This is a genomic window from Exiguobacterium sp. s145, from assembly GCF_018618835.1.
GTDB classification, from domain to species: domain Bacteria; phylum Bacillota; class Bacilli; order Exiguobacteriales; family Exiguobacteriaceae; genus Exiguobacterium_A; species Exiguobacterium_A artemiae.
In genome coordinates, this window is the sequence record NZ_JACSMV010000014.1 from 30,480 (window position 1) to 51,742 (window position 21,263).

Here is a 21,263-nt window from a genome sequence, read left to right on the forward strand (position 1 = left end):
AGATGCTTTATGGTTGCCTTTCTGCAATTTTATGCGTTCATCTTTGCCTGCTGTTTCGCCTGGCAAGTCGGACGCCCTTCATCCTGGTCTCAAAAGGTCACACGTGCCTTTTTGATCAGTATCAACAGTCTATTCATCTTTTTCCGTGCGTCCGTCTCCATCTTCCTGTTGATCGGACCGTTACTGCTCGTTTCTTATGTCTTATTTCCACACTTATTATACTTCGCAGGACCTTTGTCCATCATCATCAGCATATTAGTGATCGGTCTGCTGGATCGTCTCGTCAGCTTCGTGATTTTGCCGATTATCCGGTCGTTTTTCCTGAAGAAAAACCGGATGATGCCGCAATTACTGGAAGCTGCCCTTTATACTTTCTCGATGGGCGTGCTTCTTTTTGTGAACTTAACGGTCGTGCCCGGGGTCCAGATTAATATCATGATAGCTGTATTCTTTGGCTTCACGCTCTATTTCGCACATTACTTGTTCGCCTTATTCCGAATTCGGCAACTCAAGAAAAAAATTGCTGCTTCACCCGACAAACGCTGATTCGAACCAGCGTTTTTTTAATTAACCGTTGACAATGATAATCGTTATCAATTATATTCTAAGAGTACTTACGTCAGGAGATGATCACCATGAACACCCGACAACTGATTTTAGAACGACGATCCGTCCGTGCTTACACCGATCAGCCGGTTCCAAATGAAATGATTGAAGAAATTCTCGAAGCCGCCATCTATGCTCCGACTCATAAATTGCGTGAACCTTGGCGATTTGTCCTCGTTAACGAAGAAAGCCAAGAGCGGTATGTCGACCAATTGATGACGCTGCTTGCCAAGCGGGGACAGCTGGATCAAAAAACAGACGAACAACGCCAGATGATGCGTCAAAAATTTGCAGATGTTCCTGTTTATTTGACCGTTTTATATGAAGTAAAAGGAACAGAGGATCAGCAGATGGAAGATCTGCTCGCGACTGCTGCCATGATTCAAAACGTTCAGCTTCTCGCGACTGAACTGGGTCTCGGCTGTTGCTGGAAAAGCGGAAAACATTGGTTCACGGATGAATATGCCGAAATGATCGGCGCTTCCGAAAATGAACGTGTCGCAGGAATCATCCAATTCGGATGGCCCGCCTTAATTCCTCCGCTGAAAAAACGAACGGCAGCACGTGACAAGTTAACGCACTTCTAAACCGGTGCGCATTCTGCGGACTACCCCTGTCCGCGCCAATCAAGCCCCATCATAATAGTTAAAGCGTCCTTCTTTTCATTCCCTCCCCAAACGGAATCGTAAAAGACGGACGCTTTTTTTGATGTTTGATTCCGAACGACAAACAAAGGTGGCGGATTTAGTATCCACCACCTTTGTTTCGTTTCATCCGCTTCGATTAAATCAAACGGTCTTCCGTTCTTCTGGACGCATCGGTGCATCCGGGAGCGCTCCCGTCAATATATGATTGACGATCCGTTTTGTCGCCAGTCCGTCTTGATACGTAAAGAACCGTGCCGCGAAATCTTCAATCTGTTCCGGTTCGAACTGACCTGCCTTGATCCAGGAAATGACGTCATTGAATGACGAAACAATTGGTCCCGGTACAAAGGATTCGTATGGGAAGTAAAAATCACGTTCTTCCCTATACGCGTTCAAATCGTTCACGAGGAAGATGATTGGTTTTTTCAGTAAAGCAAATTCAAAAATAACGGAAGAATAATCGGTCACTAAAATATCCGCTACCTGCATCAAGTCATTGATATCCGGATAATCCGTCATATCAATGATTTGGTTTGAAAATTCTGCCGGTACGACCGGACGGTTCAAGACAAACGGATGCATCCGTAACAGCAGGATATGATCCGGTCCCAACTGTTCACGAAACTGCTGGAAATCCAGTTCCTGATCGTAATGCGCTGTCGTTTGTCCATTTCCTCGGAATGTCGGTGCCAGTAAAATCAGCTTTTTCGACCGCCACTCCGGATACCGGTCATAGAGTTTATGCTCAATCTGAACTTGCCGCTCCCGGTTCAGTAACTGATCGGTCCGCGGAACACCCAGCGGATGGATCCGGGTGGAATCCATCCCAAATGCTTCAGCAAACGGTCCAATGCAGGCTTCTCCGGAAACATACACTTTCGAATAGTTCCGGTGGATCGCCACCATCTTCAAGTAATCGTCATCCGGTGAATAGGACTTATCGAGGACGCTGTAGCCGAACTTCTTGAAGGCGCCGCAGGCATGCCACAACTGAATGACTTCCGTCCCCTTGCGCAACTTCGAGACATAGACCGGATAGTAATAGTCATCAATGATGAAGTACCGGGCCGTCGCCAGTTCGTATGTCGCCCGCATCATATGAAAGACGTATTTGATTTGTCCGATCAGATTTTGTGGAAAACGTTTCAATAAAAAGACATATTGAAAACCGAGTTCACGACTTTCAAGTTCATCATAAACGGCGCGAAAGTTATCGACGAGCTTATCCGAACGATAGGTCGCAAAGACGACTTTTTTTGTCTGTACCGGAAAGAACTTTGAGATCCAATACGTCACGACAAGCAAATAGTGGACTGTTCGCCGCTGAATCAAACGTAATTTCTGTTTCATAACGTGATCCCTTCTCTTTCCGCTTTCATTCTTACATGCACCATTCCATGACGGTTTTACCGAAACGATTCGTCAAATCACTTTCAAATGCTTGATGAATATCTTCGATTTGTCGAATCTGGAAAACACCGGACACGAGATTCGACAAATAGGCCGGAATATCCGGATACATTTGATACAATTCCATCGTCCGTGCAAAATCAGCCGGTGTACTCCGGCTTGATCCGTAGACACGTAATCCTTTTTCAAGAATCATCCGCGTATTGACGGAAACCGGGTCTTCGGAAACGCCGAGCAGTGCCATCGTTCCTTCTGGAATGATGTAATCAATCATTTGATTAATCGCATACTGACTTCCGATTCCACCAACACATTCAAATCCGTGATTAAATGATACGTCGTCCGGAATTTGATCAATATGATATGTTTCATCAGCAAACGAGAAATAATCGAGCTTCGATTGTGTTTTTCCGAAGACAAGCAATTTTGCTTCCGGATACAGTTTGCGTAACATCAATGCTGTAATGAATCCGAGGTTCCCGTCTCCCCAGACACCGAATGTTTCCCGACGGCTGTGGGCAATCTGATCAAAACGTGTCATGGCATGAACGGATACACTGACCAGTTCCGTGAAGGCTGCGACTTCCGGGTCAAGATCAGCCGGTACTTCGACAAGACGATCGGGCTGAATGAAGACATAATCCTGCATATAGCCGTCATAACCGCTCGAGCGGAAACGGCTTGTCCGCAAGTAGTTTTCTCCGATGATGTCATCTGTTTCCGACGGTGTGTTCGGAACCATTGCGACCAACGTACCGATCTTAAACGTTCCAGACGGGTCATGCACTACTTTCCCGATGCCTTCATGAATCATCGCCATCGGTAACTTCTTTGCCAATACTTCCGCACTGCGGCTGCCCGTAAAGTAACGTTGATCCGCGTGACAAATCGATAAATACGTCGGACGAACGACGACCCGGTCTGAATTGAGTGACCGTTCGTCGTACGTCACCTCGATTTGGCGTGGCGCCACGAGTTGATAGACTTGGTTAATCATTGGTGAATCCGCTCCTTCAAAATAGCATTGGCGATGCGGAGATCGTAAGGTGTCGTTACTTTAATATTAAACAACTCACCTGTGACGAGAGCCACCGCTTCCCCTTTAAGCAAGAGAATCTTACAGGCATCCGTCAAAATTGCCCGCTCATCGCTTGATAATGCTTCGTAATGATTTTTGAGTTTTGTGATTTGGAAACTTTGCGGCGTCTGTCCTTGATACATCTGATCGCGGACCGGAATATCGGAAATCGTTTTTCCGTCCGTCGAAGCGACGATCGTATCAATCGCCGAGATGACGGTATCACATGCTCCGTACTCGAGTGCCGTTGAAATGTTTTCTTTGATGATCCGGTGCGTCAAGAACGGACGGACTGCATCGTGTGTAACGATGACGTCTTCGTCTGTCAAACCGTTTTTATTTTCAATCCAGTTGATCGCCGCCATGATGGACTCGTTGCGGTCGCTTCCGCCTGCCGTGATGACGATCCGCTCATCGGTTCCGATATATTTCTCAAGAATATCACGTGTATAGTTAATCCAAGCCGTTGGGGTCACAATAATGATTTGATCAAAATCTTCGTGTAAAAGAAACTTTTCAACGGTATGCACGATAATCGGACGTTCTCCGATTGACAGGAATTGTTTAGGACGATCGACATTCCCCATTCTCGTTCCTTTTCCGCCTGCTAAGATTGCTGCATAAATCATCTTGTATCGCAAAGGACCCATCCATAGACAATGGCGCTATCATGGGTCACTCTGCTTCCCTCCCTTAATAAAAAAAGTTTTTTGTTTCCACTTACCAGCGATGTGGGTATGTTTAAAAAATATGATCTTTTTCTAATGACTCTATCCGCCAAAAGCAAAAAAAATAGACAAAGTTCTATTTTTTTTGCTTCGTCACGATATAATGATGGATGATTTCTAATATCACTATACCATGTTCATGATGATTTTAAAAATCTGTCATTGTTGTGTAAATGCATTGTAATCATTTAAGCGAGGAGAGATTGTTTTGACAGAAGAAACACAGATGCCGACGTTACAGGCACACGTTAACTATCTAGAACTGGCGGGAACCAAATTCCGCTTCGAGGCACGTCTTTTCGGATTAACTGATTTCATTCAGGCCGAACAGCTACTTTTTGAGAATCCTGCCGCTCCTGAAGACACAGAAGAAACACAACCGGACGATGGATACATCCAGTCCGAGGCACCAGCGGAACCGATTCCTTTAGAACGGGCCGTCATTTTCCGCAACAAACGGAACAAGCGGACATTCATTCTTCGTTTCCCGTTCGAAGGTGACTGGACAGAAGAAACATTCAGCGGTGAGCTTGATCTCAATCACCTGACTCCGACCGGACGCCCGCTCCCAATGGGTTACTTCGATGCTTTCTTCGCAATCGTCCAAGGAAAGTCCATTTTACATGAAGCACCATTTGGAGACACACGTTCCTTGATTCCGGTCATTTATCGTGTTGACACAAAACATAGTAACGTCCTGCTCAAACTTGAATATGAACTGGTCGTCCAGTATTCAGAATACAGCAATACCCTAGGTTTCCATTCCCTTAAGCAGGGAGAGACGAAACGGTTTATCCGCTTGATTGAAAAATTCAATAAATCCAAGAAGAATTGGCGGAAGCGTGCGTTCAAATTCCGTCGCTTTACATTCAAGAGCATTTACAATGTCACGAAGTGGACACAACCGATTCAAGACAATAAAGTTGTTTTTGCTTCCGACTCGCGAAGTGACGTCAGCGGAAACTTCGCCTATATCTTAAACGAAATCGAGCGCCGGGATTTAAACCTGGACGTGAAGACGTTCTTCAAACCGAACTTACAGTCCCGCCGTGATTGGCGCGACAAATTTACATTGCCTTACCACCTCGCGACGGCGAAAACGATTTTGGTCGACGATTTTTATCCGATGATTTATCCGCTCAACATCCGAAAAGGAAGCGACCTGGTCCAGGTCTGGCATGCTGTCGGAGCTTTCAAGACATTCGGATACAGCCGTCTTGGCAAACCGGGTGGTCCAAGCGCCAACTCGCTCAGCCACCGGAATTACACGAAAGCCATCGTCAGCTCGCATAACGTCGCCCGTCATTACGCGGAAGGATTCGGCCTAAGGGAAGATCAAGTCATCGCAACCGGGATTCCCCGGACAGACATGTTCTTTGATCAAACGTATATCGCCGAAGCCAAAGAACGGATTTATGAAGAATACCCTGTCTTCAAAACAAAAAAAGTCATCATGTTCGCCCCGACTTTCCGTGGGAACGGCGCCAAAAGTGCCCATTATGACTTCAGTCAACTTGATTTGGATGCTTTATACGAAGCGTTCCATGAAGATTATGTCTTCGTCTTGAAGATGCATCCGTTCGTCCGCCGCCGGATGGAGATTCCGGAAGTATATGCGGACTTCTTCCTCGATTTGACGGACCACCGGGAAATCAACGAATTGCTGTTCGTCTCTGATATTTTGATTACCGATTATTCTTCGACTTGTTTTGAATTTTCACTGCTCGACCGTCCGATGTTATTCTTCGCTTACGATTTGGAAGATTACATCTCAAAACGCGACTTCTACTATGACTTTGAAGAATTCGTCCCGGGACCGATCGTCCGTACGTCGGAAGAGTTGATTGAACGGATCAAAAACGAAGATTTCGAGATGCAGAACGTCAAAGCCTTTGCGGAATATTTCTTCGAACACCAGGACGGAAAATCGAGCCAGCGTTTCGTCGATCAAATCATTCTTGGAGAAGACAAATGAATCCAACACCAAAACCAATGACCTTTTCTTATGATCATTGGCTCGGGAACTACAAAGTATTATTGATTTTCATGGTCGTGTTCGGCCATCTGATTGAAACGTTCCGTAATCTTGAGCAAAATGATCCGGTGCAGATGGTCTACAACATCATTTATTTACTGCATATGCCGGCGTTCATCTTCATGAGCGGGTACTTTTTTAAGGAAGTCAGACCCAAACGAATCATTTCGTTTGTCGTCCTCTACTTCATCTGGCAGTCGATTCATGAAGTCTATCTCGCTTACGTCAATGAAAAGACGGTCGACGGCTTGATTGACGGGTTGCTTCATCCGCTTGTTCCGAGCTGGACGCTCTAGTATCTGCTCGGGATCATCATTTGGCAAATCGTGACGCCTGGATTCCTGGCCTTACGTTATCCGTTGTTAATCAGTATTGCGTTTGCCCTGCTGATCAATGCCAATCCGGGTTCCATCACGAACTCCCTTTCCTTACAGAAGGTCGTCAGTTTTTATCCGTTCTTTTTGATGGGCTATCTCATCAAAGAGCGGGGATGGCTCGCGGACGGGCAGATTCGTGACCGGCTGACGTCACCCCTCGGTCGTTTGACCGGATTGATCATTTCCGTTGCCATCGCTGTCGCTATGGCCGTTTGGACTAAAAATGGATTTGATACAGTCTGGTTGTTCTACCGGGATACGTACGGTGAATTCGATGTACCGGTTCTCAAAGGTGCCTTGATCCAGCTCTTTTTATATGCGGTCAGTACCGTGATGATCTTCTCTGTGCTGATGATGGTCCCGCATCGCTCCTTCGGCGAACGGTTTGATCAAATCGGAATTCAGACGTTGGCGATTTATCTATTACATTCGTTTATCGTCCGGCTGTTCCGTGATTTTGTTCCGCCGTGGATTGCCGAATCACCGGTGCTATTAATCGGTTCATCCTTCTTGCTTGCGCTGTTCTTCGTGTGGATTTTATCCAGTCGTCCGATCGTTCGATTGTTCCGACCGTTGTTATCTCCAAACGTCAACTGGCTTTTCAAGAAAACACCGTAACCGTTCACTTAATAGTTGATACAAAGACCGACTCCAAAAAGAATCACTCGTTTTTTCACGCTCTACCCTGCAGGAGTGGCGTGAAGCGAGTGATTCTTTTTTTGTAACGGGCGGTAAAATTGACAGGATCTTTCTCTTGAAACTAAGATAGTAAAGGTAGATTAAATAAACGCTTACACCAGCGTGTAGAAAGAAGGGATCCCCTTGCAAGCGGATCAACGAAAAAAATTAACGGTTCTGATGATTAACATGTTCATTGCCGTCGGGAGCTTCGGGATCATCATTCCGATTCTGCCCGCTTACTTAGCTTCCATCGGTCAAGGTGGTACGGCAGCCGGTCTGATGATTGCGATTTTTGCCGGTGCCCAGCTCGTCATGTCACCGGTCGCCGGGAAATGGGCCGATCAATACGGTCGACGGAAGATGATCATTTACGGATTGATCGGATTGACGTTATCGATGTTCGTCTTTTATTTCTCGAACTCTGTTACGATCCTCTACATCTCCCGGGCGATCGGCGGTTTCGGTGCCGCGCTGTTGATCCCTGCGATTTTTGCCTACGTCGCAGATATCACGACGATGGATCAGCGTGCAAAAGGTAACAGCTTCGTCTCTGCTGCCATGTCACTCGGTATCGTCATCGGTCCCGGAATCGGCGGTTTCCTTGCCGAGTTTGATTTAAAATTACCGTTGCTCGTCTCGGCACTTGTCTCACTCCTTGCCGTCTTATTCAGCGTTTTACTGTTGCAGGAGAGTGATGTCCATGATGCGACGGCGATGGCACCGGATGAAGGCTCGATGTGGAAAAAGCTTGGAGCATCGTTCCATAAGCCGTATTTCGTTCCGCTCGTCATCACTCTTGTCATGAGTTTCGGCTTGATGGCATACGAGTCTGTCCTCGGTCTGTTCGTCGACAACCAGTTTGGTGCTTCACCAAAAGATATTGCCATTATGGTAACGTCGACCGGTATCATCAGTGTCATTGCCCAGATTTTTGTCGTTGATAAGTTATCACGCAGTCTCGGCGAAGGAAAAGTCCTGAATATCTTCCTGTTGATTGCGACACTCGGATTCTTGTTGTCTCTTTTGACGGCGAGCTACGGCGGATTCTTCGCTGTCACGCTGGTCATTTTCCTCGCGACTTCAATCTTACGTCCGGTCCTGAATACGATGATTTCAAAACTGGCCGGTAACGAGCAGGGATTCGCGATGGGGATGAACAATGCCTACATGAGCATCGGGAACGTCCTCGGTCCGACCCTGGCCGGTCTGTTATATGATGTCAACATTCTGTATCCGTTCATGCTCGGACTCGTTTTCCTTGCCGTGACATTGGTCGGATCCGTCATTTGGCAACGTCGTCAGTCCCGTTTAATTAAAAAGATTGAACAGACATCTTGATTCCGATGTCTAAACAAAAGCAGGAGGTCGCCCGATTAAATAATCGGATGGCCTCCTGCTTTCTTCATCTGGTAGAGAAATATCAGCCGTGCAACGTCGTCCGGTCCCACCAGAGCACTTGCAGGAAGCGGAGCGTTTTGACAAGCGTTTCGACGACCAACAGGACGAGTAAAAAAGCTGTCATCCGCAAATCCAGTACATGATTCAGAACCAGTCCAAATAAAAGGGTCGTCACAAAGGCACGCCTAGTAAGCTCAAACGAAGACACTTCGAACGTCGCGACGATGCTGAGTCCGATACTGTATATCAGTAAACCGATCAAAATGCTGACAGGAACGGTTTCCACTGTATAGTCCACTAACAGATACATACTTATAATCAATCCGATCAACGCCGCCCAGTACGTATAACGCATATATTCTCCTCCCTTTTAATCCCATCATAGCAAATTTTGAATCCTTCATTTTCAGTGCCAAGAAACAGGCAAATGGAAAACTAAAAATCCGTTCATCCGTACTGTTTTTGATGAGCTTTCTTTAACTTCAAGTACTCTTCATCCGCCCGGATCAAATCCCATTTTTCCTGAAAAATTTCTGCCGATTTCGCTTTTTCCGGATCAATTTTCCGCTCGTTTAATTCACCCGTCTCTTTGTTTTTATACTTACGTCCGCCTTTATAATTCGTATACCGACGTGCCCTTGTATGTCCCATCTGGATGAACTTCCGCGCCATGTCCATTCCGACGAAGTCTCCGGCCTCTTTATAGTCGAGATACATCTGATAGATTTTTTCGGAAGATTCTTTGGCAATTTCCGGTGTCTTGAACCGCCAATGCGGCAAGATTTCCCCTTTATACGGTTCGACGAGCAACACACCCTGTTCGCCCCGTCCGACCCGGTATTTTTCCGGTTCCTTCCGAAAATCGGTTGTCTTAAAATCAAGATCATAATCAAATGCCATGTGCAACGCCCCCTTCTCCTACAGGTTTCCCGGGAACGAGCTTCTTTAACCGTGTTCGTACAGTCCGGTCGTATACACAGCAGTTAAGGTTTTGGCGATTTCTTCGATTGACGCGGTCGTCTCTTCGCGAACGACTTCGAACAGATACATTTCATTGGCAAAAAACCAGCCGCGGGCAACGAGTGCCGGATTTAGGTCCGGACGAGCCAATCCGGTTCTTTGCGCATAGCGGATATCGCAGCTGATCCGTTCAATAAACCGCTCACGAATCTGTTTCCACTTCGTCCGGATGACGTAAGAGATGCCAATCGCCTGCTCGACGACCCGCAGCATCTCCCGCTCCTGCTCAGCCAGCTGTAAAAAGGCCATTGCCTGTTGCTCGATTTGTTTTTGAGCTTCTTCAGCCGTTCCCGGCTCAAACGGCTGTTCCGCCACTTGGTGGAAACGATCCATTACGTCTTCCATCAACACAATTAACAGTTCATCTTTCCCTTCAAAGTGAACGTACGCCGTTCCGTATCCGACGCCCGCCCGTTTGATGATTTGCGAAATCGTCGTCGTCTGGAAGTCATTTTCAAGAAAGACGTGCCGGGCTGCGACCAATAATTTTTCCCGCGTCCGAACGGTCCGTAAATGCCGTTTGTCCATTTTAGATTCATCTGCTTTCATCGTGATCAACCACCTCTCCTGATTCTCTATCCGATAATATTGACACAGTGTCAATTTGTTTGCTACGCTTTTCTCAAAATTGATTACTGATTCATTTAAGGAGGAACGGACATGACATTGAACGCATCACGCAAGCATGCCATCGAACAGGATCAACAGGATATACTCGCTCCGTACCGGAACGAATTTTATCTGCAGAAAGGTTCGATTTATATGGACGGCAATTCGCTTGGTCTGTTGTCGAAACGGGCGGAAGCGACGTTACTCGAATCGCTCGCCGATTGGCGGGAACTCGGGATTGACGGGTGGATGAAAGGCCGGCACCCATGGTTCGACCTGTCGGAAAAACTGGCTGCCTTGAACGCACCGCTTGTCGGTGGAAGTGCGGATGAAGTCATGGTGACCGGTTCGACGACGGTCAATCTGCATCAACTCGTCGCAACCTTCTTTGCACCAAGCGGAACACGGACAAAGATTTTAGCAGACAGTTTAACGTTCCCGTCTGATATTTATGCGCTGCAAAGCCAACTCCGGTTGCGCGGACTTGATCCGGCAGAACATCTCGTTCAGGTCGAAAGCCGCGACGGACGGTTTCTCGATGAAGCCGATATCATCGACGCGATGACGGATGACATTGCCTTGATCGTTCTGCCGACGGTGCTTTACCGGAGCGGACAAGTTTTAGATATGGAACGGCTGACCCGGGAAGCGCATGCCCGCGGTATCCTGATCGGCTTTGACGGGTGTCATTCCGTCGGCGCGATTCCTCATGCCTTTCATGACTGGGGCGTCGACTTTGCTTACTGGTGCAACTACAAACACTTGAACGGCGGTCCCGGAACGGTCGGCGGTCTGTTCGTCAATGAACGGCATTTCGGAACATTGCCGGGTCTGACCGGTTGGTTCGGTTCCCGTAAAGACAAGCAGTTTGACATGAATCATACGATGACACCGGCTGAAAACGCTGCGGCCTTCCAAATCGGAACACCCCACGTCTTAAGCCTCGCGCCGCAAATCGGGGCACTCGAACTGTTTGCGGAAGTCGGCATCGATGCCGTCCGGGCGAAATCCCTCGCCTTGACCGACTACATGATGACGCTTGTCGATCAGGAACTGACAGCATACGGTTTCGTCATCGGCAATCCGCGTGACGCGAAACGACGCGGTGCCCACCTGAGTCTTGAACATCCGGAAGCAGCACGGATCTGTAAAGCGCTGAAAGCCCATCACGTCATTCCTGATTTCCGGGCACCGAATATTGTCCGCCTGGCACCCGTTGCCTTGTATAATAGTTTTGAAGACGTCTATGAAGTCGTTTCGATTTTGAAAACGATCATGGATGAAAAACAGTACGAACAATTCAAGAACGAACGCGAAGTCGTCGCGTAAGGAGGCATTATGAAAGAACATCCTACTGAATTACGGCGTGACTTAAAAACACGCCAACTGACGATGATTGCGATGGGTTGTGCGATCGGAACGGGACTTTTCCTCGGAAGCGGTCTCGCCATCAGTCTGGCCGGACCAAGTGTTCTTGTCAGTTACGCGATCGGAGCGTTTATCGTCCTGCTGTTGATGGGATGTCTCGCGGAAATGACCGTTGCCCATCCGACGTCCGGCTCATTCGGAACGATTGCGGAGAAGTACATCGGTCCTTATGCCGGCTTCCTCGTGCGTTATTCCTACTGGGTCGCGAATGTCCTGGCAATCGGCGTTGAAGTCAGCGCCATCGCCATCTACATGAAATACTGGTTCCCGGATGTGCCCGGGTACATCTGGATTTTCGTTTTCGCAGCGGCGTTGATTTATATCAATGCCACGACCGTCAATACGTTTGCGACATTCGAATACTGGTTCTCCGTCATTAAAATCAGTGCCATCCTGATGTTCATGATTCTCGGCGCGTACTTAGTCTTCGGCAGCAGCTCACCGGAGATTGGTCCGCAAAACTTTACGAATGACGGCGGCTTCATGCCGTTCGGATTCTCCGGTCTCTGGATTGCCGTCTTCATCTCGCTGTTCAGTTTCCTCGGGACCGAATTGATTGCCGTGACAGCCGGTGAAGCAAAAGATCCGGATGTCGCAGTGCCGAAAGCACTGAAGGCCACAGTCTTCCGTCTGTCGACGTTTTATGTCATCACGATTGCCTTGATGCTGATGATCGTTCCGTGGCAACAGGCCGGTGGTGTCGATGAAAGTCCGTTCGTGAAAGTCATGGAGATGTTGTCGATTCCCGGTGCAGCCGGCATTATGAACTTCATCGTCCTGACAGCCGCCTTATCGGCGATGAACAGTCAGCTCTATGCTTCGACGCGGATGATGTATTCGCTATCGAAAGCCACCTATGCCCCGCGGATGTTCAGCCGCCTGAATGCGAAAGGCGTACCGCTGTTTGCCCTGGCTGTTTCGACGCTTGGGATTTTCCTCGCTGCCGTCATCAGCAGCCAATCGAGTGTCTCTTATCCATTTATGATGGGGATTTCGATGTTCGGTGCCATCTTCACCTGGTTCATGATTTTCATCTCCCATCTCTACTTCCGCAAAGCCTGGGAACGGGACGGCGGACGAAAACTGCCGGTCCGGATGATGGGATATCCGTATTTGACCGCACTTGGTGCGCTCTTGTTGTTTGCGCTTGTCATCACGACCTGGTTTACCGATTTCCAAATTGTCTTGAAGTTCGGTATCCCGTGGTTGATTTTCCTGACAATCGCCTATGTTTTTTGGAAACGAAATCATCCGCCGCAAGCGGATCAGACAAACCGTTCACAATCACTTTGACGTAAAGGGGATCGATCGGCATGAAACAGACGGATGCGACGAACATTGAGGAGTCGATTCAAACCGACTTTAAAAAAGACCTGTCTTACGGGGATTATTTACAGCTGGACTCGCTTTTGACGAGCCAACAACGGTTATCGGATCACCATGACGAGATGTTGTTTATCGTCATTCATCAAACAAGTGAACTCTGGATGAAACTGATTTTGCATGAGATGACGGCTGCCATTCAGGCAATCGCCGATGATCAACTCGAACGGTCGTTTAAGATGCTCGCCCGTGTCTCAAAAATTCAACAACAGCTGATCCAGTCGTGGAGCGTCCTCTCGACACTGACACCGGCCGAATATCTCGAATTCCGGGACTCACTCGGACATTCCTCCGGGTTCCAGTCTTATCAGAACCGGCAAATCGAATTTTCGCTTGGCTTTAAAAATGCTCAGATGTTACGGGTCTATGAACATGAAACGGCGCTGTTTGCTCAATTGAACGATGATTTACAGACACCGAGCATCTATGATGAGACCGTCCGGGCGATGCACCGGCGCGGCTTACCGATTGACGAGGCGGTTCTCAACCGGGATGTCACTCAAGACTGGGAAGCCGACGCGAGTGTTGAAGCGGCCTGGGCCATCGTCTATCAGGATGTCGAACAGTACTGGGATTTATATGAACTCGGGGAAAAGCTGCTCGACATCGGCAGCCAGCAACAGATGTGGCGCTTTAACCATATGAGTACCGTCGAACGGATCATCGGTCAAAAACCGGGAACGGGTGGTTCGTCCGGCGTCAGTTATCTGCGCCGTGTGCTCGATCACCGGTTCTTCCCGGAACTGTGGTCGGTCCGGACAAAACTTTGAGGGGGAATCTTGCATGAACCGTTGGATGGATGTCTCACAGCCGTTAACCTCGTCGATTACGACCTGGCCCGGCGATACGAAATTTGACTATACGATCAACTGGAGTAAAGCCGATACCGGCTCCGTCAATGTCGGGCAGGTCACGATGAGCCTGCATACCGGTACCCATATTGATGCACCGTTCCACTTTGACGACGTCGGTCAAAAAGTCATTGATTTGGACCCGGATCTTTATATCGGTCATGTCCGCGTCATCTATCTGCCCGGTCGGACCGAACTCGTCGCAAGCGACCTCGATGCATTTGATTTAACCGATGTCCGCCGGTTGATCATTAAAACGGACGGATGGGTCGATAAGTCCGTATTTCCGGAAACCATCCCGGTACTGACACCAAGCCTTGCCGAACGGCTCGGCGAACTCGGTATTGAATTGATCGGACTTGATTTACCGTCCGTTGATGCGATCGACAGTAAAGAGATGGCGGCCCACCATGCGCTCGCCGCCCATGGCGTTCACATACTCGAAGGGTTGGTCCTCGATACGATCACGCCGGGTGATTATCATCTCAATGCCGTTCCGCTTCCGCTTGTCGACGGTGACGGCAGTCCCGTTCGTGCATTGATGCGACCGTATTAAAAAAAACCGACAGAACGCTCTTCCGAGAATGTTCTGTCGGTTTTCAGTTTTCCTTGATCGTTACGGTGAACAATACGTCTTCAATGCGTTGCATGATCTGTCCGAGTACTTGCAGGGACGGCTTGACATCAAAATCGATATCGAGTGAATGGTTGGCTCCTGTTACGAGTTCCAGTACAAGATTCGAGTTACCGAACCGTTCCAACGCTTCCGGACTGTACTGGCGGTCCTGATCACCGATGACGAGTAATCCGTGATGCCGGCTGTTCGAAATCTTTTCGACGATAGCCGGATCTTTTAAGAGTGGCGTCAGGAGGACGACACGCGCTTCCGGAAACATCCCACGGTACATCATTGAAACCAGCGGCACCGTCCCAAGCGATTTGGCAATGAAGTGAATCGTCTGATACGACCGCGCCCGTAACACGTCCCCGATGACCGCTTCGATCCGCCGGCTCATCTCGGCGTCCCCTTGCTCGTCCGGCATACTAAATAAATCATCTGAGACATATTGAATTTCAATGACGTTCACTTTTCGCTTCAACAACATCATCCGGCTGAAGTAAAAATACGGATGATCATAGGCGTAACCGGCTCCGGACAACATAAAACAGATTTCGTCTGAATCGGAGTAGTAATGATTATAGGCAATCGTTTGATCTTCCAGTTGCGTCTCGCAACGGCGAATTTCCATCATGGCTCACCTCTTATTTTTTCCTTACTTTACCATTCCTGCAATCAACCGTCCATTTGAATTCTGTTCAATCAAAACAGCCACATCCTTCGCTGACAGAGCGTTGGATGTGGCTGTTTTTAATTCAGCGGACCAGTTGATCCGGTGTAAAGACGGATTGTTCGACCTGTTTCAAGGCATAAAAGGCACCTTGCTTGGTCATTAAGTCCGCGTATGTCCCGACTTCGACGACCTGCCCCTGCTCCATGACAACGATTTGATCCATCAACTCAAGACCGGCCAACCGGTGGCTGACAAGAAACAGCGTTGCGTCCGATGCACGAGCAAACAGGTGGCGTAAAATCATCTGTTCTGTCAACGCATCGACCGATGAGGTCGGCTCATCGAGCAGATAAAGCGGTGTCTGACGTAAGAATATCCGGGCAATCGCCAGCCGTTGTTTTTCACCGCCGGACAGGTTTTCCCCTTTTTCGAGCACCCGGTCGTCAAGAGCGAGCAACGAAAGACCCACTTGATTCAATGCTTCGATCATTTGTTCATCCGTTGCTTCGCTGCTGGCGAGCTTCAGATTGTCACGAATCGTCCCGTAAAAGAAATGATTTTGTTGCAGGACGACGTTCGACTGTTGCCATAACGCTTCCGGATTAATTTCTTGACCTGGAGTTCCTTCAATCCGGATTCCGTCTGCCGGATACATCCGCAACAACAGTTGCAACAGCGTCGATTTTCCGGAACCGCTTGCTCCGACAATCGCCGTTTTACTGCCGGCAGGGAACGTCACGCTGACATCGCGTAAGACGGGACGGTCCTGTCCGGGAAACGTAAAGCTGATATGTTCCGCACGGAGTTCCGGAGCCTGCGTCAATGCAAACGGACGATAGTCCGGTTCCGCCGTCGCTTCGACGACATCATCCAGCCGTCGTGCCGCATGACGGCTGTCTTCGAAGAACCCGGGTAAAATCGCCATCGGAGCGGCATTTTCAAACACCGTCAACGAGGTCATGACCAACAAGGCGAGGAAAACGCCGTCGAGTTGTCCGTCAGCGACCAGATATGCCCCGAGTCCGAGGACAATCCAGGAAATGATCAACGTCGCCAGTGTATTCAAGGCAAGGTTCGAGACCGCATGCAGTCCGTTCCGTTTTTCTTCCGCCACGTAGCGTGCGGCGACGGCATTCAGTTCCGCTTCCTTATTGCCGAGTTGTTGATAGATCTTTAAGTCGCGATAACCTTGGAACAGTTCTGTCACTTCCGTCGACAGTTCCCCGCGTCGGGCCCGGACGGACCGGGCAAACCGTTGTTCCCGGTAGGCAAACCAGCCGGGAATGACGAATCCCGTTAAGATCAGACCAAACACAAGGACAAGCGCGACACTGAGTGAAAAGAAACCGACAAAAAAGATTGTACATAGGAAAACGAGCACCAGGATAATCGGCGGATAGACGACGCGTAAAAACGTATTTTGCAGACTTTCGACGTCCCCGACGATCCGGGCCAATAGGTCTCCGCTCCGATACTTGGCAAAGATACCCGGTGCGAGCGGTTCAAGCCGTTTATAAAACGTCGTCCGCAAGTCACTGAGGATCGTAAACGTCGCCCGGTGTGAGTAATACCGTTCGGTGTACCGGCTGACAGCCCGTGTCAGACTGGAGATTTTCTGTAGGGCAATCAGGACGGCAAGTGTCTGAATCGGCGGCAACAGGGCCGCTTTTGAAATCAGGAAGCCGCTCGCGGCAAACAGTCCGACCGCCGTGATGCCGGCCAATACACCAAAGATAATCGAGAGCACGATGTCCCGTTTCTGGTGCAGCATCAAACGAAAAATTCCCATCAACTCTTTCATCGTGTCTCCTCCCCTCGTTGAACGGCGCGCATCATCGCATATTCCGATTCACGTCCGAGTAATTCTTCATGTGTTCCGCGGTCGACGATCCTTCCGGCTTCCAGCACGACGATTTGATCTGATTGTTCAATCGTATGCAGACGGTGGGCGACCGTGATGACGGTCGCTTCACGTCCGAGAACAGTCATCGCTTCCTGCAACACCCGTTCCGTCTTCACGTCAAGACCGGTCGTCGGTTCATCAAACAAGATGACGTTCGGCCGTTTCAGGAAGGCACGTGCCAGCGCCACGCGCTGCTTTTCCCCACCGGATAAGCCGCGTCCGCCTTCTCCGATGACCGTGTCGAGTCCGTTCGGCAACTGTGCGATCAATTCGGTCAGACCGGCGTCAGATGCCGCCTGTTCAATCGCAGCGCGCGACGCTTCGCGCAATTCACCAATGGCAATATTATCCGCCAGCGTCCCGGCATAAAGATACGGATGTTGCGAGATGTAGCTGAGCTGACTGAACCAACTTGTTTCCGTAACCGTCTGACGGTTTTGACCGTCAAGCAACAGCTGTCCGTCCTGCGGATCGGCAAGACCAGCCAGCAATTGGAGGACCGTCGATTTTCCGGCACCGCTGCGCCCGATCAAGGCCACCTTTTGATACGGTTCAATCGTCAAATTCAACTGTTCCATCGCAAAGCGGGCATCCCGGTACGAAAAAGCGACGTCTTTCAGCTCAATCCGCGGCGGACGGGCCGCCGGCAGATCCGTTTGTCCGAAAGCGACATTCCGGTCATCGTCCGTCAGTTCGGCCGCAATCTGTTTTGCGGCGGCGACACTGCCCCGACCGGTATGGAAAGCGGCTCCCATCTCTTTTAACGCCAGATAGTATTCCGGTGCCAGGACCAACATCAAGAAGGCCGGTACAAAGGTGATGCTTTGGAATAAAATCAACCGGAGACTGACTTCCAGAGCAATCATCCCCATACTGAGCATCGAAATGAATTCGAGCATTAACGACGACAGGAACGCGAGTTTTAAGACAGTCAGCGTAGCATCCCGAAAATCGAGGCTGCTCCGTTCGATGACGTCCTGCTGGGCTTTCGCCCGACCAAATAACTTCAACGTCGTCAGTCCCTGTAACGTATCGAGGAACGTACCGGAAAAGGCATTCATCTTCTCAAGCTGCGTATCGGCCCGCTTTTGCGTCATGATTCCGATTACGATGTAAAACAGCGGAATGAACGGCGCCGTAATCATCATGACGAGTCCCGTCACCCAGTCGTAGCTGAAGGCGGCAATCAGGACCATCAGCGGAACGATCGACGTCTGGATGACTTTCGGCAGGTACTGGCTGTAATAGCTGTCCATCTCATCAACGGAATCCAGCAGAATGCTGACCTTTTGACCCGATTGTCCTTCAAGCATCGATTCGACGGAGTTTTTCGTATATTTCGCGACAAGTGCCTGGCGTAAGTCTTGTTTGACCCGTGCCGCAAGATTCGTCCCGAGACGTCCGTTCCAGTACGTGACGCCGACGCGCAGGACAAGCATCCCGAGCAGGACACCAAGCAATGGAATGACTGCCGCGAACGGATCCCCTTGCAGGAAAATCCGGTCGACGATGATGACGATCAGATAAGATTGACCGATGACGGCGACGCCCATCAGGACGGCGGCCAACATCAGTTGTATAAAAATCGTACGCGGAATCGTGATGATTCCTTTGAGTAGATTCATAGGAAAACGTCCTTTCACTAAGTGTGAACGACTTTTAGTGAATATTTTCACATATCGTACATTCAGTATACCGAATCCATTCTGTTGATGCCACGGGTATGCAGTCGAAAAGGTGTGACGGTTTTGTGAGGAACCTTTTGTTGGACAATTCATCTATCCGGATGTATTGTAGATAATAGTTATCCACGTTATACAGAAAGGAGAATGTTTCATGCAAATGAAAACAGGCGTCGAACAATCGGTGTACGCGATGCTCTTATTGACGTTTTTACCGGAGAAGGGTGTGTTGCCTGGAGAATTCATCAGTCAGCAACTCGGCGCTTCCCCGACCTATTTTCAAAAACTGCTTCGGAAGCTCGTGAGTGCGGATCTGCTGATTTCTGTTCCCGGTTCCAAAGGCGGCTTCCGTCTAAAAGCGTCACCGGAAACAATTCGTGTGTTTGATATTTATGAAGCCATCGAGGGCAAACAGTCATTATATGCTTCAAGCGGTGTCTTCGAAGACTTGATGGGCATCCAAAACCAAAACATCTGTCTGTTGTCCGATCTGATGACAGAGGCGGAACAATCCTGGCAGTCGACGCTTAAACGCGAGACGATTGACTCGATCCGCCGGGAAATTTATTTGAACTGTCCGCCCGACCACCTGACAAAACTGCAAAGCTTAATCGAAGAAAAAATGATTCGCAACTAAAAGGAGAATGAACCATGACTATATCTACACTTGACCGCTATTTTGATTTATTTGATGCTTCCCGGACTGATGAAAAAGCTTTTGATGACTTGATTTCCCTGTTCTCGGACGAGATTACGTTTGTCTTAAACGGACAGGAACAGCACGGAATCGAAGCCTGGAAACAGTTTGTCCGGATGGTCTTTACGGCTAACCAGGACATCAAACACATGTACGCCGGCTGGGTCTCGTCTGCAGCAGGCGATACGATGGAAACACGCTGGGCCGTTTGCGGCAAACGGGCAGACGGATCAGTCTTCACGCAGGACGGCACGGACATCGCCCGGCTTGATGCAGACGGAAAGATTGTTTATCTCGCCAACGTCCCCGATGATACAGCGATGTTTAACCAGTACAATGGATAATCTGATAATCTATAGAAAAAAGGCATCACTTCGGTCATGAAGTGGTGCCTTTTGACGTTTCTTATAAATTTTTCGCTTTGAATGTGTCGCCGCCTTCGATCGTTCCGTTATCGAATCCTTTTTGGAACCACCGTTCCCGTTGTGCCGAAGTACCGTGTGTAAAGCTTTCCGGTACGACATACCCTTGGCCTTTTTTCTGAAGTGTATCATCACCGACCGCATTGGCCGCACCGAGTGCCTCTTCGAGATCGCCTTCTTCGAGCAAATTTTGTCCTTGTGCGTGATTTGCCCAGACACCGGCATAATAATCCGCCTGTAATTCAAAACGGACCAGATACTTGTTGAACTTTTCTTCGCTCATCTTTTGGCGGAGCGGCATGATTTCGTCAGATGTCCCGAGCAACGTTTGAACATGGTGTCCGACTTCATGGGCAATGACGTATGCCATCGCGAAGTCTCCCGGTGCCCCGTATTTATTTTGTAACTCATCATAAAAACTAAGATCGATGTATAATTTCTGATCACCCGGACAATAAAACGGTCCAACCGACTTTCCGGCTTGTCCACACGCTGAACTGACTTGATCGGTATATAAAACAAGCGTCGGTTCTTTATACGTCATACCGTCCTGTTTAAATTCCTTCGTCCAGACTTTTTCCGTATCCGCCAACACGACAGATACAAAGTCCGCTGCTTCTTTTTCCTTGGCCGTTTCCTGATATTCGCCCTGGCTGTCGCCCTGCGAACCAGACAGCCCTCCAAGGATGTCTGCCGGATTCCCGCCCATCAACGTAACGACGATTAAAATGATGATCCCGAGTCCGCCTCCGATGCCGGCGACCCCTTTTCCACCCATTCCCCGCCGGTCTTCAACGTTCGAACTTCTTTCTCTACCCTTCCATTTCATACACAGTTCCTCCTAAGTCTCAATGCACTTCTATACCCCATATCGTGTCTGTTTAGCCATGATTTTCTATTTTAAAATTTAATTTTGTTTTAAGTATCTTGAAGCTAAACAATCTCATTTTGCCGACCGATAGTGGTATACGTTTAGCATGTTTATTCGTGATTTGTTTCAGTTTCTACTAAAAAAC

At 48.9% G+C, this 21,263-nt stretch carries 20 protein-coding genes and 1 pseudogene; 11 read left to right on the forward strand and 10 right to left on the reverse strand.

Features of this window, described 5'->3' with window-relative positions:
* Positions 1-9: 9 nt before the first annotated feature.
* Together KNQ07_RS11085 and KNQ07_RS11090 are read left to right on the forward strand one after the other, a co-directional pair.
* Complete coding sequence (locus tag KNQ07_RS11085) at positions 10-546, forward strand: hypothetical protein (RefSeq protein WP_214766669.1); 537 nt, start codon at positions 10-12, stop codon at positions 544-546.
* A gap of 89 nt (positions 547-635) precedes the next feature.
* On the forward strand, positions 636-1,193 hold the full coding sequence (locus tag KNQ07_RS11090; RefSeq protein ID WP_214766671.1) for a nitroreductase family protein: 558 nt from the start codon (positions 636-638) through the stop codon (positions 1,191-1,193).
* A 201-nt stretch (positions 1,194-1,394) separates the two neighbouring features.
* On the opposite strand, the gene KNQ07_RS11095 is transcribed toward KNQ07_RS11090, so the two are convergent.
* From KNQ07_RS11095 to KNQ07_RS11105, 3 genes are read right to left on the reverse strand one after another with little or no spacing between them, the layout of a single operon-like run.
* Positions 1,395-2,603, reverse strand: a complete 1,209-nt coding sequence (locus KNQ07_RS11095; RefSeq protein WP_214766673.1) for a CDP-glycerol glycerophosphotransferase family protein — start codon at positions 2,601-2,603, stop codon at positions 1,395-1,397.
* A 31-nt stretch (positions 2,604-2,634) separates the two neighbouring features.
* A complete protein-coding gene (locus KNQ07_RS11100; RefSeq protein WP_214766675.1) occupies positions 2,635-3,660 on the reverse strand; it encodes a ribitol-5-phosphate dehydrogenase in 1,026 nt (341 codons plus the stop codon).
* Complete coding sequence (locus KNQ07_RS11105; protein WP_114597238.1) at positions 3,657-4,370, reverse strand: IspD/TarI family cytidylyltransferase; 714 nt, start codon at positions 4,368-4,370, stop codon at positions 3,657-3,659. The genes KNQ07_RS11100 and KNQ07_RS11105 overlap by 4 nt, the downstream gene beginning before the upstream one ends.
* A 307-nt stretch (positions 4,371-4,677) precedes the next feature.
* Here KNQ07_RS11105 and KNQ07_RS11110 point away from each other — a divergent pair, with 307 nt between their 5' ends.
* The 3 genes and pseudogenes from KNQ07_RS11110 (at position 4,678) to KNQ07_RS11120 (ending at position 8,900) form a co-directional block, all read left to right on the forward strand.
* Positions 4,678-6,444: a CDP-glycerol glycerophosphotransferase family protein gene (locus tag KNQ07_RS11110; protein ID WP_251139526.1), complete on the forward strand. Its 1,767-nt coding sequence runs from the start codon at positions 4,678-4,680 to the stop codon at positions 6,442-6,444.
* A gap of 17 nt (positions 6,445-6,461) precedes the next feature.
* Positions 6,462-7,499: pseudogene (locus KNQ07_RS16325) on the forward strand (acyltransferase family protein).
* Between the two features lie 204 nt (positions 7,500-7,703).
* Positions 7,704-8,900, forward strand: coding sequence for an MFS transporter (locus KNQ07_RS11120; RefSeq protein ID WP_012369097.1), 1,197 nt, complete (start codon positions 7,704-7,706; stop codon positions 8,898-8,900).
* Positions 8,901-8,982: 82 nt separating this feature from the next.
* On the opposite strand, the gene KNQ07_RS11125 is transcribed toward KNQ07_RS11120, so the two are convergent.
* The 3 genes from KNQ07_RS11125 to KNQ07_RS11135 all read right to left on the reverse strand — a co-directional run bounded on the left by KNQ07_RS11125 (position 8,983) and on the right by KNQ07_RS11135 (position 10,529).
* A complete protein-coding gene (locus tag KNQ07_RS11125) occupies positions 8,983-9,315 on the reverse strand; it encodes a hypothetical protein (RefSeq protein ID WP_214766677.1) in 333 nt (110 codons plus the stop codon).
* Between the two features lie 92 nt (positions 9,316-9,407).
* On the reverse strand, positions 9,408-9,860 hold the full coding sequence (locus KNQ07_RS11130) for a DUF4385 domain-containing protein (RefSeq protein ID WP_012369095.1): 453 nt from the start codon (positions 9,858-9,860) through the stop codon (positions 9,408-9,410).
* Positions 9,861-9,905: 45 nt separating this feature from the next.
* Positions 9,906-10,529: a TetR/AcrR family transcriptional regulator gene (locus KNQ07_RS11135; RefSeq protein ID WP_214766679.1), complete on the reverse strand. Its 624-nt coding sequence runs from the start codon at positions 10,527-10,529 to the stop codon at positions 9,906-9,908.
* 111 nt (positions 10,530-10,640) lie between these two features.
* On the opposite strand from KNQ07_RS11135, the gene kynU reads away from it, so the two are divergent.
* The 4 genes from kynU to kynB are packed head-to-tail and all read left to right on the forward strand — an operon-like array spanning position 10,641 to position 14,807.
* A complete protein-coding gene (gene kynU / locus KNQ07_RS11140) occupies positions 10,641-11,918 on the forward strand; it encodes a kynureninase (RefSeq protein WP_214766681.1) in 1,278 nt (425 codons plus the stop codon).
* Positions 11,919-11,927: 9 nt separating this feature from the next.
* The gene (locus tag KNQ07_RS11145) at positions 11,928-13,310 is read left to right on the forward strand and encodes an amino acid permease (RefSeq protein ID WP_012369092.1); all 1,383 of its coding nucleotides are present in this window, start codon (positions 11,928-11,930) and stop codon (positions 13,308-13,310) included.
* 20 nt (positions 13,311-13,330) lie between these two features.
* Entirely contained in the window at positions 13,331-14,170 is an 840-nt protein-coding gene (gene kynA, locus KNQ07_RS11150) for a tryptophan 2,3-dioxygenase (RefSeq protein WP_214766683.1), read from the forward strand.
* Between the two features lie 13 nt (positions 14,171-14,183).
* Positions 14,184-14,807, forward strand: coding sequence for an arylformamidase (kynB, locus tag KNQ07_RS11155; RefSeq protein WP_012369090.1), 624 nt, complete (start codon positions 14,184-14,186; stop codon positions 14,805-14,807).
* Positions 14,808-14,850: 43 nt separating this feature from the next.
* Here kynB and KNQ07_RS11160 read toward each other — a convergent pair whose 3' ends face one another.
* The 3 genes from KNQ07_RS11160 to cydD all read right to left on the reverse strand — a co-directional run bounded on the left by KNQ07_RS11160 (position 14,851) and on the right by cydD (position 19,071).
* Positions 14,851-15,504 carry a cyclase gene (locus KNQ07_RS11160; RefSeq protein ID WP_214766685.1) on the reverse strand — a complete coding sequence of 218 codons (654 nt, stop codon included), beginning with the start codon at positions 15,502-15,504 and terminating at the stop codon, positions 14,851-14,853.
* Between the two features lie 121 nt (positions 15,505-15,625).
* Positions 15,626-17,344, reverse strand: coding sequence for a thiol reductant ABC exporter subunit CydC (gene cydC / locus KNQ07_RS11165; RefSeq protein ID WP_214766687.1), 1,719 nt, complete (start codon positions 17,342-17,344; stop codon positions 15,626-15,628).
* Entirely contained in the window at positions 17,341-19,071 is a 1,731-nt protein-coding gene (gene cydD / locus KNQ07_RS11170; RefSeq protein ID WP_214766689.1) for a thiol reductant ABC exporter subunit CydD, read from the reverse strand. Before cydD ends, cydC begins: the two co-directional genes overlap by 4 nt.
* A gap of 211 nt (positions 19,072-19,282) precedes the next feature.
* Between cydD and KNQ07_RS11175 the strand changes: the two genes are divergently transcribed.
* Both KNQ07_RS11175 and KNQ07_RS11180 read left to right on the forward strand, forming a co-directional pair.
* A complete protein-coding gene (locus KNQ07_RS11175) occupies positions 19,283-19,765 on the forward strand; it encodes an RrF2 family transcriptional regulator (protein WP_214766691.1) in 483 nt (160 codons plus the stop codon).
* 14 nt (positions 19,766-19,779) lie between these two features.
* Positions 19,780-20,169, forward strand: a complete 390-nt coding sequence (locus KNQ07_RS11180; protein WP_251139529.1) for a nuclear transport factor 2 family protein — start codon at positions 19,780-19,782, stop codon at positions 20,167-20,169.
* A gap of 61 nt (positions 20,170-20,230) precedes the next feature.
* Here KNQ07_RS11180 and ypfJ read toward each other — a convergent pair whose 3' ends face one another.
* Positions 20,231-21,076, reverse strand: a complete 846-nt coding sequence (ypfJ, locus tag KNQ07_RS11185) for a KPN_02809 family neutral zinc metallopeptidase (protein ID WP_214766693.1) — start codon at positions 21,074-21,076, stop codon at positions 20,231-20,233.
* Positions 21,077-21,263 lie beyond the last annotated feature (187 nt).

What these genes read in the sequence shown, in the direction of transcription:
- KNQ07_RS11085 (WP_214766669.1), top strand. Translation starts at nt 10, where the DNA reads ATGGTTGCCTTTCTGCAATTTTATGCGTTCATCTTTGCCTGCTGTTTC.
- KNQ07_RS11090 (WP_214766671.1), top strand. Translation starts at nt 636, where the DNA reads ATGAACACCCGACAACTGATTTTAGAACGACGATCCGTCCGTGCTTAC.
- KNQ07_RS11095 (WP_214766673.1), bottom strand. Translation starts at nt 2,603, where the DNA reads ATGAAACAGAAATTACGTTTGATTCAGCGGCGAACAGTCCACTATTTG.
- KNQ07_RS11100 (WP_214766675.1), bottom strand. Translation starts at nt 3,660, where the DNA reads ATGATTAACCAAGTCTATCAACTCGTGGCGCCACGCCAAATCGAGGTG.
- KNQ07_RS11105 (WP_114597238.1), bottom strand. Translation starts at nt 4,370, where the DNA reads ATGATTTATGCAGCAATCTTAGCAGGCGGAAAAGGAACGAGAATGGGG.
- KNQ07_RS11125 (WP_214766677.1), bottom strand. Translation starts at nt 9,315, where the DNA reads ATGCGTTATACGTACTGGGCGGCGTTGATCGGATTGATTATAAGTATG.
- KNQ07_RS11130 (WP_012369095.1), bottom strand. Translation starts at nt 9,860, where the DNA reads ATGGCATTTGATTATGATCTTGATTTTAAGACAACCGATTTTCGGAAG.
- KNQ07_RS11135 (WP_214766679.1), bottom strand. Translation starts at nt 10,529, where the DNA reads ATGAAAGCAGATGAATCTAAAATGGACAAACGGCATTTACGGACCGTT.
- kynU (WP_214766681.1), top strand. Translation starts at nt 10,641, where the DNA reads ATGACATTGAACGCATCACGCAAGCATGCCATCGAACAGGATCAACAG.
- KNQ07_RS11145 (WP_012369092.1), top strand. Translation starts at nt 11,928, where the DNA reads ATGAAAGAACATCCTACTGAATTACGGCGTGACTTAAAAACACGCCAA.
- kynA (WP_214766683.1), top strand. Translation starts at nt 13,331, where the DNA reads ATGAAACAGACGGATGCGACGAACATTGAGGAGTCGATTCAAACCGAC.
- kynB (WP_012369090.1), top strand. Translation starts at nt 14,184, where the DNA reads ATGAACCGTTGGATGGATGTCTCACAGCCGTTAACCTCGTCGATTACG.
- KNQ07_RS11160 (WP_214766685.1), bottom strand. Translation starts at nt 15,504, where the DNA reads ATGATGGAAATTCGCCGTTGCGAGACGCAACTGGAAGATCAAACGATT.
- cydC (WP_214766687.1), bottom strand. Translation starts at nt 17,344, where the DNA reads ATGAAAGAGTTGATGGGAATTTTTCGTTTGATGCTGCACCAGAAACGG.
- cydD (WP_214766689.1), bottom strand. Translation starts at nt 19,071, where the DNA reads ATGAATCTACTCAAAGGAATCATCACGATTCCGCGTACGATTTTTATA.
- KNQ07_RS11175 (WP_214766691.1), top strand. Translation starts at nt 19,283, where the DNA reads ATGCAAATGAAAACAGGCGTCGAACAATCGGTGTACGCGATGCTCTTA.
- KNQ07_RS11180 (WP_251139529.1), top strand. Translation starts at nt 19,780, where the DNA reads ATGACTATATCTACACTTGACCGCTATTTTGATTTATTTGATGCTTCC.
- ypfJ (WP_214766693.1), bottom strand. Translation starts at nt 21,076, where the DNA reads ATGAAATGGAAGGGTAGAGAAAGAAGTTCGAACGTTGAAGACCGGCGG.